Origin of the sequence: Campylobacter sp. BCW_6463 (assembly GCF_001762785.1) — a bacterium.
GTDB classification, from domain to species: Bacteria; Campylobacterota; Campylobacteria; order Campylobacterales; family Campylobacteraceae; genus Campylobacter_D; species Campylobacter_D jejuni.
This window is the reverse complement of the sequence record NZ_MJXL01000009.1, coordinates 173,675-185,622: the sequence shown is the minus strand read 5'-3', so window position 1 is coordinate 185,622 and position 11,948 is coordinate 173,675. Positions and strand designations below refer to the sequence as shown.

At 29.0% G+C, this 11,948-nt stretch carries 10 protein-coding genes; 8 read left to right on the top strand and 2 right to left on the bottom strand.

Annotated elements, in window-relative coordinates; genetic code table 11:
- Window positions 1-10: 10 nt before the first annotated feature.
- On the top strand, window positions 11-1,234 hold the full coding sequence (locus AJ884_RS01415) for a glycosyltransferase family 2 protein (protein ID WP_044779125.1): 1,224 nt from the start codon (window positions 11-13) through the stop codon (window positions 1,232-1,234).
- Here AJ884_RS01415 and AJ884_RS01410 read toward each other — a convergent pair.
- Window positions 1,225-2,103 (bottom strand): lipid A biosynthesis lauroyl acyltransferase, encoded by an 879-nt coding sequence (locus AJ884_RS01410; RefSeq protein WP_070286357.1) that lies wholly within the window; start codon window positions 2,101-2,103, stop codon window positions 1,225-1,227. The two genes, AJ884_RS01415 and AJ884_RS01410, sit on opposite strands and share 10 nt — an antisense overlap.
- The gene (gene waaC / locus AJ884_RS01405) at window positions 2,093-3,121 is read right to left on the bottom strand and encodes a lipopolysaccharide heptosyltransferase I (RefSeq protein ID WP_070286356.1); all 1,029 of its coding nucleotides are present in this window, start codon (window positions 3,119-3,121) and stop codon (window positions 2,093-2,095) included. The genes AJ884_RS01410 and waaC overlap by 11 nt, the downstream gene beginning before the upstream one ends.
- A 65-nt stretch (window positions 3,122-3,186) precedes the next feature.
- On the opposite strand from waaC, the gene AJ884_RS01400 reads away from it, so the two are divergent.
- From AJ884_RS01400 to pglB, 7 genes are read left to right on the top strand one after another with little or no spacing between them, the layout of a single operon-like run.
- On the top strand, window positions 3,187-3,981 hold the full coding sequence (locus AJ884_RS01400) for a 3'-5' exonuclease (protein WP_070242909.1): 795 nt from the start codon (window positions 3,187-3,189) through the stop codon (window positions 3,979-3,981).
- 58 nt (window positions 3,982-4,039) lie between these two features.
- Window positions 4,040-5,026: a UDP-glucose 4-epimerase GalE gene (galE, locus tag AJ884_RS01395; protein WP_070210271.1), complete on the top strand. Its 987-nt coding sequence runs from the start codon at window positions 4,040-4,042 to the stop codon at window positions 5,024-5,026.
- On the top strand, window positions 5,020-6,714 hold the full coding sequence (pglK, locus tag AJ884_RS01390) for an ABC-type lipopolysaccharide transporter PglK (RefSeq protein WP_070286355.1): 1,695 nt from the start codon (window positions 5,020-5,022) through the stop codon (window positions 6,712-6,714). The genes galE and pglK overlap by 7 nt, the downstream gene beginning before the upstream one ends.
- The gene (gene pglH / locus AJ884_RS01385) at window positions 6,711-7,790 is read left to right on the top strand and encodes a GalNAc-alpha-(1->4)-GalNAc-alpha-(1->3)-diNAcBac-PP-undecaprenol alpha-1,4-N-acetyl-D-galactosaminyltransferase (RefSeq protein ID WP_083267217.1); all 1,080 of its coding nucleotides are present in this window, start codon (window positions 6,711-6,713) and stop codon (window positions 7,788-7,790) included. The genes pglK and pglH overlap by 4 nt, the downstream gene beginning before the upstream one ends.
- Window positions 7,783-8,712 carry a GalNAc(5)-diNAcBac-PP-undecaprenol beta-1,3-glucosyltransferase gene (gene pglI, locus AJ884_RS01380; protein WP_044780181.1) on the top strand — a complete coding sequence of 310 codons (930 nt, stop codon included), beginning with the start codon at window positions 7,783-7,785 and terminating at the stop codon, window positions 8,710-8,712. The genes pglH and pglI overlap by 8 nt, the downstream gene beginning before the upstream one ends.
- Window positions 8,700-9,797, top strand: a complete 1,098-nt coding sequence (gene pglJ, locus AJ884_RS01375) for an N-acetylgalactosamine-N,N'-diacetylbacillosaminyl-diphospho-undecaprenol 4-alpha-N-acetylgalactosaminyltransferase (protein ID WP_070233027.1) — start codon at window positions 8,700-8,702, stop codon at window positions 9,795-9,797. Before pglI ends, pglJ begins: the two co-directional genes overlap by 13 nt.
- A gap of 3 nt (window positions 9,798-9,800) precedes the next feature.
- A complete protein-coding gene (gene pglB / locus AJ884_RS01370) occupies window positions 9,801-11,942 on the top strand; it encodes an undecaprenyl-diphosphooligosaccharide--protein glycotransferase (RefSeq protein WP_070286353.1) in 2,142 nt (713 codons plus the stop codon).
- Window positions 11,943-11,948 lie beyond the last annotated feature (6 nt).

The window sequence follows — 11,948 nt, the reverse complement described above, 5'->3', positions numbered from 1 at the left end:
GAAAGTATATATGAATAATCCTTTAATTACTATTATCATCCCAATATATAATGTAGCACCTTATTTAAGAGAATGTTTAGATAGCGTAATAAATCAAACGTATAAAAATTTAGATATTATGTTAGTGGATGATGGAAGTGACGATGGAAGCTTAAATATAGCCTTAGAATATCTTGGTAAAGATGAAAGAATATTTTTAATCTCCAAGGAAAATGGGGGACAATCTTCAGCAAGAAATATGGGATTAGAATTTATAAAAGGAACTAAACTCAGAAGTTTTTTTGAAGATAACATCGAACAAGACATAATTTCTTTTACTTCAACTCATACTTTTGATAAAAATACAAAAATAATTAATAAAGAAACAATAAAATCAAATTTTGTACCTATTCAAAAAAGATATATAAAAACAAATATAGAAAATATAAATGATTTATTAGTCCAAGAGCTACCAAATTCTATAATTCACTTTTTAGATTCAGATGATTATTTTTTAAATGATTGCATAGAACTTTGCGTGAAAGAAATGATTGAAAAAGATTTAGATATTTGTGCACATAATTTACATAGATTTATTGAAAACAAAAATGAATTTACCAAGCAACATTACTTTGACATACCAAATCATATTAAAACTTATTCTTGTGATTTAGCTTCAAATATTTTAATTGCAAGTAAAAGATACTCATTTGTTTTTACCTGGCAAGGAAGTTTTAAATCTAGTATTTTAAACGAATACAATCTTCGTTTTACTCATGGTATATACAACGAAGATAATGATTTTGGTATTATATTATTTATGCTTGGAAAAAGATTTTTTTTTATTGATACTGCTTTAATGATTTACAGAGTAAGAGATGATTCTTCTAGTTCTAAAAAAGCAAAACAAGCACAAATTCCAAAACATCTATACAAAATTAACTCATATTTTAATAATCTTGATAAAACAAAAATATATTTTCATCATTTTTGTGTAGTGAAATCTGGAATTGTAATTAATAATTTTTACAGAGATTTTGTAAAAAAAAATAAACAATATGATATTTTTTTTCGAAATTCTTTGTCTTGGCATTGTAATATAATTAAAACTGATTTAACTAGTGATCCATTAGGTGTAAAAAATATAATAAAATTTTCCAAGCAAAATAAAATATTAATGGCTAAATATATTTTTGTTGATATTTTGCGTCATCCTAAAAAAATAAAAAATATAAAAAATTTATTTTATTTGTAATTTTCTTCATTATAACTTGCAAAGCGTCTATGAAAAAAAAAGTATTCCCAAGGTCTTTTTTTAATCATTTCTTCGCAACTTTGTGCTTGATAAAGCGTCAGTTCTTTTAAGCTTGCATTTTGAGAATCTTTTGCTTTAAAAAACTCTATGTAAAATTTACCATCTTCTTTATAGGCATAAACAGGAATGATTAAAGCATTGCTTCTTTGCGCGATAAAGCTTGCTCCCATTTGATAATTCACTTCTTTGTTAAAAAATTTTAGCTTTATGCTTTCATTATCAGTGCAGTCTTGATCGGTTAGAATTCCCAAAGTTCGCTCCTTTTTTAGAGCACTTAGCATTTGTCTTATACCGCCTTTTTTGTCAATAAGCTCTATGTTAAATTGGGTGCGGCTTTGGCTTAAAATTTCATACATAGTTTCACTTTTTAACTTTTTTCCCACTATGGAAATCGCACCATATTTAGCTGCATAAGCAAGGCTTAAAATTTCCCAGTTTCCATAGTGTGCAGTTGTGAAGATAATAGGACGCTTTAAAGCTAGAGCGTCTATAAGAAAATTTTCATTGATAAAATTTACTTTATTGAGAATTTTTTCTTTGGTGGTGTTTTGATTTTGTAAACAATCAATCCCAAATTGAGCAAAATTTTCATAAATTTTTAAAGACAATTTATCGCGTTCTTTTTGAGTGTATTGAGGAAAACAGATTTGCAAATTTGTATCGATGATTTTGCGGTGTTTTTTGTTAAGATGAAAAGTGATTCTTGCCGCAATCAAAGCTAAAAAATGCAAGATACAATCAGGTATAAAAGTAACAAAAAATTTCAAAATATAATAAAGACTAAGATATATTCTATCGCTATTTTTCATTAAGTAAGCCTTTGGCAAGTTTGAAGATATCTTCTTCTTCTATACGCGTGATGCAAAAATCACTTTTATCGATATGTTTGGAATTTTGGATTTTTTTACCTGCATCAATGATTTTATTGATATGAGTTTGAAAAGCATTGCGGTAGCTTGGTGTTGCACCAAAAATCGTAATAGATGCTTTGTTTAAAGCAAAGGCTAAATGTGTTGGACCGCTATCATTTCCTATGATTAAATTCATCATTTTTGTAAAAGCCATTAGTTCTTCAAGATTGAATTTTGGCGCTAATTCTATATGTGTTTCATCAATACGGCTAAGATTTAAAACCTCTTTAGCAAATTCGTATTCTTTTACATTTCCCCAAGCGAGCCAAATTTTTGCTTGTTGAAATTCATTGATTAAAAGTTTGCAAAGTATAGCAAGTTTGGTTTTAGGATAGATTTTATTTTCTACACTTGAACCCACGTGTATGAGTATGTTTTTTTCGTTTTTGTCGAGCTTGAGTTTATTGTTTAAGAGTTGTTTTAAATTTTCATCTACGCTAAAAATATCTTGCTTAAAGGCTAAATTTTTGACATTAAAATCAGTATTTAACATAAAGGAGGTAAGACTTAAGTATCTTACAAATACATTTTCATTGTAATCTAACTCAAGTTTTTGGTTGTAGAAATTATGAGCAAAACTTTCTTTAAGACTATTTTTATCAAAACCAAAATTATTTCTACTTAAAATTCGACTTACAATAGCAGATTTTATAAGCCCTTGTAGATCTATTACTGCATTATAGTTGTTTTTTCTTGCTTTAAGAAGAATTTTTAGGCTTTTTAAAATTTTTTTGTCTTTTAAGGGCAGGGCATAGAGTTTGTCTATTAAAGGATGGTTTTTAAGTATGCCTTCAAATTTTTCATCTACAAACCAATGAATTTCTATATCTTTTTTAAAATTTTTGATAAATTGCAAAACCACGGCACTTTGGATAATATCACCAAGTGCTGATAAACGAACAATTGCTATTTTCATTAAAAGCCTAAGATTTTAAAATTTTTGCTATGATTTTAGCGAAATTATTTAAAAAAAGGTTAAAAATGGCAAAAAATGAAGGTTATATTTGTGTTTTTGATTGCGAGAGTGTGCCAGATGTTGAGCTTATCCGCAAAACTTTAGGTTTTGAAGGAAGTGATTTAGAGGTAAGTTTAAAAGCACTTCAGTGGCAAAAAGAACAAAGTGGGAGTGAGTTTTTGCCTTTGCCTTATCATAAAATCATCAGTATTTGTGCGGTTTTAAGTGATAATTTTGGAAAATTTATCAAAGTAAATAAAATTGATGGGCAAAATGAAAAAGAAATGATTGAGAATTTTTTTAATTTTATAGAAAATTATGAGCCAAAATTAGTCAGCTTTAATGGTAAAAATTTCGATATGCCTGTTCTTGTTTTAAGGGCTTTAAAATACAATTTAAAAGCGGCAACTTATTTAGATACTCAAAGCGATAAATGGAATAATTATAAAACAAGATTTTCAGAATTAAAACATTGTGATTTATTAGAATCCTTAGGATCTAATGGGCGTGGAATAAAGCTTGATACACTTTGCTCTATGGTGGGTTTGCCAGGAAAATATGATGTGCATGGCGATGAGGTGATGAAACTTTTTTATGAAAATGAACTTGAAAAAATTCACGAATATTGTGAAAGTGATGTTTTAAATACCTATATGCTTTTTTTAAAATATGAACTTATTAAAGCTAATGTTAGTGAAGAAGATTATGTTGATTTTCTTTCTTATATGAGAGATTTTTTGCGTGAAAAAAAATCAGATCGTTCTTATACAGAAGTTTTTGCAAAAGCTTGTGAGAGTGAAATTTCAAAAGTTCGATCTTAAGTATTTAAGAAAATATATTAAAATTTATTTTTGACATTTTTAGAAAAAAGGAATGATGATGAAAATTCTTATTAGCGGTGGTGCAGGTTATATAGGTTCTCATACTTTAAGACAATTTTTAAAAATAGATCATGAAATTTGTGTTTTAGATAATCTTTCTAAGGGTTCTAAAATCGCAATAGAAGATTTGCAAAAAATAAGAGCTTTTAAATTTTTTGAACAAGATTTAAGTGATTTTCAAGGCGTAAAAGCATTGTTTGAGAGAGAAAAATTTGACGCTATTGTGCATTTTGCAGCGAGTATTGAAGTTTTTGAAAGTATGCAAAATCCTTTAAAATATTATATGAACAACACTGTTAATACGACAAATCTCATCGAAACTTGTTTGCAAACTGGAGTGAATAAATTTATATTTTCTTCAACGGCAGCCACTTATGGCGAACCACAAACTCCTGTTGTGAGCGAAACAAGTCCTTTGGCACCTATTAATCCTTATGGGCGTAGTAAGCTTATGAGCGAAGAAGTTTTGCGTGATGCAAGTATGGCAAATCCTGAATTTAAGCATTGTATTTTAAGATATTTTAATGTTGCAGGTGCTTGCATGGATTATACTTTAGGACAACGCTATCCAAAAGCGACTTTGCTTATAAAAGTTGCAGCTGAATGTGCCGCAGGAAAACGTGATAAACTTTTCATATTTGGCGATGATTATGATACAAAAGATGGTACTTGTATAAGAGATTTTATCCATGTAGATGATATTTCAAGCGCGCATTTAGCGGCTTTGGATTATTTACAAGAGAATGAAAGCAATGTTTTTAATGTAGGTTATGGACATGGTTTTAGTGTAAAAGAAGTGATTGAAGCGATGAAAAAAGTTAGCGGAGTGGATTTTAAAGTAGAACTTGCCCCACGCCGTGCGGGCGATCCTAGTGTGTTGATTTCTGATGCAAGTAAAATCAGAAATCTTACTTCTTGGCAGCCTAAATATGATGATTTAGAGCTTATTTGTAAATCTGCTTTTGATTGGGAAAAACAGTGTTAAAAAAACTTTTTTTTATTTTAAGCAAGGAAGATAAAAATTTTTTATTTTTCTTGCTTGTTTTTTCAGTATTTGTTTCTTTTATGGAAACTTTTGCAATTTCTTTGGTAATGCCTTTTATCACTTTGGCTAGTGATTTTTCTTATTTTGATCGTAATAAATATTTAATCAGCCTAAAAGAATATCTTAATATCCCTGTTTTTGAAATCATTGTTTATTTTGGAGTGGGGCTTATTGTTTTTTATGTGTTTAGAGCTTTGTTAAATGCGTATTATTTTCATCTTTTGGCAAGATTTTCTAAAGGGCGTTATCACGCGATTGCTTATAAGGTTTTTTCTAAATTTTTAAATATTAATTATGAAAAATTTACTCAAAAAAATCAATCTGAAATTTTAAAGTCCATTACAGGGGAAGTTTATAATCTAAGCACTATGATTTCATCATTTTTACTTTTGATGAGTGAAATTTTTGTAGTGCTTTTGCTTTATGCTTTAATGCTTTTGATTAATTATAAAATCACTTTATTTTTAAGTATTTTTATGGTATTAAATGCTTTTATTTTAGTGAAAATTTTAAGTCCTATCATTAAAAAAGCAGGACTAAAACGTGAAGAAGCGATGAAAAATTTCTTCGAAATTTTAAATACAAATTTAAATAATTTCAAATTTATCAAGCTTAAAACCAAAGAAGATGGAGTATTAAGCCTTTTTAAAGCACAAAGTGAAGCTTTTTCTAAAGCGAATATTATCAATGAAAGCGTAGCTGCAGTGCCTAGAATTTATCTTGAAGGAATAGGTTTTTGTGTACTTGTTTTTATCGTGGTATTTTTGGTTTTGAAAAATGAAAGTGATATTTCAGGTATTTTATCCACGATTTCTATTTTTGTTTTAGCACTTTATCGCTTAATGCCAAGCGCAAATCGTATTATCACAAGTTATCATGATTTGCTTTATTATCATTCTTCTTTGGATATTATTTACCAAAATTTAAGACAAGAAGAAGAAAATTTGGGCGAGGAAAAATTAAGCTTTAATCAAGAGCTTAAAATTTGCAATCTTAGCTTTGGTTATGAGGGAAAAAAATATTTATTTAAAAATCTTAACTTAAACATTAAAAAAGGCGAAAAAATCGCTTTTATAGGGGAGAGTGGTTGCGGAAAAAGTACCTTAGTAGATCTTATCATAGGACTTTTAAAACCAAAAGAAGGGCAAATTTTAATTGATAAGCAAGAGTTAAATGCAAGTAATGCAAAAAATTATCGCCAAAAAATAGGCTATATCCCACAAAATATCTATCTTTTTAATGACAGCATAGCTAAAAATATTACTTTTGGAGATGCGGTTGATGAAGAAAAACTTAACAGGGTTATCAAACAAGCAAATTTAGAGCATTTTATAAAAAATTTACCTCAAGGAGTGCAAACAAAAGTAGGTGATGGGGGGAGTAATTTAAGCGGTGGGCAAAAACAACGCATAGCCATAGCAAGAGCTTTATATCTAGAGCCTGAAATTTTAGTGCTTGATGAAGCAACTTCTGCGCTTGATACTCAAAGTGAAGCAAAAATCATGGATGAAATTTATAAAATTTCTAAAGATAAAACCATGATTATTATCGCACATCGCCTTTCTACGATAACGCAATGTGATAAGGTTTATCGTTTAGAACACGGCAAGCTTAAAGAGGAGAAATGATGAAAATAAGCTTTATTATCGCAACTTTAAATTCAGGAGGCGCTGAGCGTGTTTTAGTAACCTTGGCTAATGCACTTTGTAAAGAGCATGAAGTAAGTATTATTAAATTTCATGCAGGAGAATCTTTTTATAAGCTTGAAAATGAAGTTAAAGTTACAAGTTTAGAACAATTTAGATTTGACACGCTTTATCATAAAATCGCAAGTCGTTTTAAGAAATTTTTTGCTTTAAGAAAGGCTTTAAAAGAAAGTAAGGCTGATGTTTTTATTTCTTTTTTGGATACGACTAATATTGCTTGTATTGCTGCGAAAATAGGGCTTAAAACTCCACTCATTATAAGTGAGCATAGCAATGAGGCGTATTTAAAACCTAAAATTTGGCGTTTTTTAAGAAGGGTAAGCTATCCTTTTTGTGATGCTTTAAGTGTGCTTGGAAGCAGTGATAAGGTGTATTATGAAAGATTTGTAAAAAGGGTTAAGCTTTTATTAAATCCTTGTCATTTTAGCGATGAAATTCCTTTTGATTCTAGTTTTGAAAAGGAAAATTTGGTTCTTTTTATAGGGCGTTTAGATCACAACAAAAACCCTGCAATGTTTTTAAAAGCTATAGCGCATTTGGATAAAAATTTGCAAGAAAATTATAAATTTGTTATAGCAGGAGATGGAGAGTTAAGGCAAGAACTTGAATATAAGGTAAAATCTTTAGGAATAAAAGTTGATTTTTTAGGACGCGTTGAAAATGTCAAGGCTCTTTATGAAAAAGCAAAAGCACTTTGCCTTTGTTCTTTTGTAGAGGGTTTGCCAACGGTTTTAATTGAAAGTTTGTATTTTGAGGTTTGTAGAATTTCAAGTTCTTATTATAATGGTGCTAAGGATTTGATCAAAGATAATCATGATGGACTTTTGGTAGGTTGTGATGATGAAATAGCACTTGCTAAAAAACTCGAACTTGTTTTAAATGATGAAAATTTTAGAAAAGAACTTGTAAATAATGCCAAACAAAGGTGTAAAGATTTTGAAATTTCTCATATCAAAGAAGAATGGCTTAAGCTTATAGTCGAGGTTAAAAATGCCTAAACTTTCTGTTATAGTACCAACTTTTAATCGTCAAGTTTTGTTAGAAAAGGCTATTAAAAGCATACAAAATCAAGATTTTAAAGATTTAGAAATTATTATAAGTGATGATAATTCTAGCGATGATACTAAAAGTGTGGTGCAAAATTTACAAAAAAATGATGATCGCATTAAGTATTTTTTAAATCAAAACTACAAACAAGGTCCAAATGGCAATAAAAATAATGGCTTAGATCAAGCAAGTGGCGAGTTTGTAACTTTTTTAGATGATGATGATGAACTTTTATCTGGGGCTTTAGGCATCTTAATGCAAAAAGCAAACGAAGGTTATGCTCATGTTTTTGGAAATTGTTTGATAGAAAAAGAAGGAAATTTAAGCAAGGAATTTAGCGGCAAGGGTTTGGAAAAAGATAGCGAAATTTCTAAAAAAGATTTTTTAATGGCTAAATTTAGCGGAGAGTTTTTTTCTGTTTTTAAAAAATCTCTACTTGAAAACAAGCGTTTTAATGAAGAATTTTATGGCAATGAAGCCACGCTTTGGGTAAATTTATACAAGGAAAAAAGTTTTTATATTCATAAGGCTTTTAGGATTTATAGGATTTTTAGGCAAGATAGCGTGACTTTAGGGGCGAGTAAAAATGCTTATAGGGTGTATTTGGGATATTTAGAGCTTGCTAAAATTTTAGAAAATGAACTTAGAATGAGTAAGGATAAAGATTATAAAAAAACTTGTGCGAGTTATTATAAAATGGCAGCTTATTATGCAAAACTTGCAAAAAATTATAAAGCTCTTTATAAATGTTTGTTTAAAAGCCTGAGTATAAAAATCAACGCTCCTGCTTTGATATTACTCATTTTAAGTATAATTCCAAATAATATGATTGAAAAATTATCGAAAATTCGGGTGGCTTTATGCAAAAATTAGGCATTTTTATTTATTCTTTGGGAAGTGGTGGTGCTGAAAGAGTTGTGGCGACTTTATTGCCTATTTTAAGTTTGAAATTTGAAGTGCATTTGATCTTGATGAATAATAAAATTTCTTATGAAATTCCAGAGTGTCAAATTCATTTTTTAGAATATTCAAAACCTAGTGAAAATCCTATTTTGAAATTTTTAAAATTACCTTTTTTGGCTTTAAAATACAAAAAACTTTGCAGAAATTTAGGCATTGATACAGAATTTGTTTTTTTAAATCGACCTAATTATATAGCTTTAATGGCAAGAATGTTTGGAAATAAAACTCGCCTTGTGATCAATGAATGCACTACGCCAAGTGTGATGTATGCGAAAAATAATTTTAATTCTTTGGCAAATAAATTTTTAATTTCTTTGCTTTACCCAAGGGCTGATTTAATCTTGCCTAATTCTAAGGGAAATTTAGAAGATTTAGTGCAAAATTTTAGTATAAATCCAAAAAAATGTGAAATTTTATACAATGCCATCGATTTAGAAAACATAGAGCAAAAAGCCCTTGAAGACATAGCTTTAAAAGATAAATTTATTTTAAGTGTAGGCAGGCTTGATAAAGGTAAAAATCATGCTTTATTAATTCGTGCTTATGCGAGATTGAAAACAGATTTAAAGCTTGTGATTTTAGGTGAAGGTGTACTTAAAGATGAGCTTTTAGTTTTGATTAAAGAGTTGAATTTAGAAGAAAAGGTTTTGCTTTTAGGATTTGATAATAATCCTTATAAATACATGGCTAAATGTGAATTTTTTGCTTTTGCTTCTGTGTTTGAAGGTTTTTCAAATGTTTTAATTGAAAGCTTAGCTTGTTCTTGTGCGGTAGTTTGCACTGATCATAAAAGTGGTGCAAGAGAGCTTTTTGGAGATGATGAATTTGGACTTTTAGTAGAAGTAGATAATGAAAACTCCATGTTTCAGGGTTTAAAAACTATGCTTGAAGACGATAAATTAAGAAAAGCGTATAAAAATAAGGCTAAAACTAGGGCTAAGGCCTTTGATAAAGTAAAAATTGCACGCGATGCTTTGAGATATTTATTAGGATAAAAGATGTTGAAAAAAGAGTATTTAAAAAACCCTTATTTAGTTTTGTTTGCAATGATTATATTAGCTTATGTTTTTAGTGTATTTTGCAGGTTTTATTGGGTTTGGTGGGCAAGTGAGTTTAATGAGTATTTTTTCAATAATCAATTAATGATCATTTCAAACGATGGCTATGCCTTTGCTGAAGGCGCAAGAGATATGATAGCAGGTTTTCATCAGCCTAATGATTTGAGTTATTATGGATCTTCTTTATCTACGCTTACTTATTGGCTTTATAAAGTCACACCTTTTTCTTTTGAAAGTATCATTTTATATATGAGTACTTTTTTATCTTCTTTGGTGGTGATTCCTATTATTTTACTAGCTAATGAATACAAACGTCCTTTAATGGGCTTTGTAGCTGCTCTTTTAGCAAGTATAGCAAACAGTTATTATAATCGCACTATGAGTGGGTATTATGATACGGATATGCTGGTAATTGTTTTACCTATGTTTATTTTATTTTTTATGGTAAGAATGATTTTAAAAAAAGACTTTTTTTCATTGATTGCCTTGCCGTTATTTATAGGAATTTATCTTTGGTGGTATCCTTCAAGTTATACTTTAAATGTAGCTTTAATTGGACTTTTTTTAATTTATACGCTTATTTTTCATAGAAAAGAAAAGATTTTTTATATAGCTGTGATTTTGTCTTCTCTTACTCTTTCAAATATAGCATGGTTTTATCAAAGTGCCATTATAGTAATACTTTTTGCTTTATTTGTCTTAGAGCAAAAACGCTTAAATTTTATGATTATAGGAATTTTAGGTAGTGTAACTTTGATATTTTTGATTTTAAGTGGTGGGGTTGATCCTATACTTTATCAGCTTAAATTTTATATTTTTAGAAGTGATGAAAGTGCGAATTTAACGCAGGGTTTTATGTATTTTAATGTCAATCAAACCATACAAGAAGTTGAAAATGTAGATCTTAGCGAATTTATGCGAAGAATTAGTGGTAGTGAAATTGTTTTTTTGTTTTCTTTGTTTGGTTTTGTATGGCTTTTGAGAAAACATAAAAGTATGATTATGGCTTTACCTATATTGGTGCTTGGGTTTTTAGCCTTAAAAGGGGGGCTTAGATTTACCATTTATTCTGTACCTGTAATGGCCTTAGGATTTGGTTTTTTATTGAGCGAGTTTAAGGCTATATTGGTTAAAAAATATAGCCAATTAACTTCAAATGTTTGTATTGTTTTTGCAACTATTTTGACTTTAGCTCCAGTATTTATCCATATTTACAACTATAAAGCACCAACAGTTTTTTCTCAAAATGAAGCATCATTATTAAATCAATTAAAAAATATAGCCAATAGAGAAGATTATGTGGTAACTTGGTGGGATTATGGTTATCCTGTGCGTTATTATAGCGATGTGAAAACTTTAGTAGATGGTGGAAAGCATTTAGGTAGGGATAATTTTTTCCCTTCTTTTGTTTTAAGCAAAGATGAACAAGCTGCAGCTAATATGGCAAGACTTAGTGTAGAATATACAGAAAAAAGCTTTTATGCTCCGCAAAATGATATTTTAAAAACAGACATTTTACAAGCCATGATGAAAGATTATAATCAAAGCAATGTGGATTTGTTTCTAGCTTCATTATCAAAACCTGATTTTAAAATCGATACGCCAAAAACTCGTGATATTTATCTTTATATGCCCGCTAGAATGTCTTTGATTTTTTCTACGGTGGCTAGTTTTTCTTTTATTAATTTAGATACAGGAGTTTTGGATAAACCTTTTACCTTTAGCACAGCTTATCCACTTGATGTTAAAAATGGAGAAATTTATCTTAGCAATGGAGTGGTTTTAAGCGATGATTTTAGAAGTTTTAAAATAGGTGATAATGTGGTTTCTGTAAATAGTATCGTAGAGATTAATTCTATTAAACAAGGTGAATACAAAATCACTCCAATTGATGATAAGGCTCAGTTTTATATTTTTTATTTAAAGGATAGTGCTATTCCTTATGCACAATTTATTTTAATGGATAAAACCATGTTTAATAGTGCTTATGTGCAAATGTTTTTTTTGGGAAATTATGATAAGAATTTATTTGACTTGGTGATTAATTCTAGAGATGCTAAGGTTTTTAAACTTAAAATTTAAGGGTTG

Excerpts from the sequence above, each read along its gene's own strand:
- pglB (WP_070286353.1), top strand. The coding sequence starts at position 9,801 with ATGTTGAAAAAAGAGTATTTAAAAAACCCTTATTTAGTTTTGTTTGCA.
- pglJ (WP_070233027.1), top strand. The coding sequence starts at position 8,700 with ATGCAAAAATTAGGCATTTTTATTTATTCTTTGGGAAGTGGTGGTGCT.
- AJ884_RS01410 (WP_070286357.1), bottom strand. The coding sequence starts at position 2,103 with ATGAAAAATAGCGATAGAATATATCTTAGTCTTTATTATATTTTGAAA.
- AJ884_RS01400 (WP_070242909.1), top strand. The coding sequence starts at position 3,187 with ATGGCAAAAAATGAAGGTTATATTTGTGTTTTTGATTGCGAGAGTGTG.
- galE (WP_070210271.1), top strand. The coding sequence starts at position 4,040 with ATGAAAATTCTTATTAGCGGTGGTGCAGGTTATATAGGTTCTCATACT.
- AJ884_RS01415 (WP_044779125.1), top strand. The coding sequence starts at position 11 with ATGAATAATCCTTTAATTACTATTATCATCCCAATATATAATGTAGCA.
- pglI (WP_044780181.1), top strand. The coding sequence starts at position 7,783 with ATGCCTAAACTTTCTGTTATAGTACCAACTTTTAATCGTCAAGTTTTG.
- waaC (WP_070286356.1), bottom strand. The coding sequence starts at position 3,121 with ATGAAAATAGCAATTGTTCGTTTATCAGCACTTGGTGATATTATCCAA.
- pglH (WP_083267217.1), top strand. The coding sequence starts at position 6,711 with ATGATGAAAATAAGCTTTATTATCGCAACTTTAAATTCAGGAGGCGCT.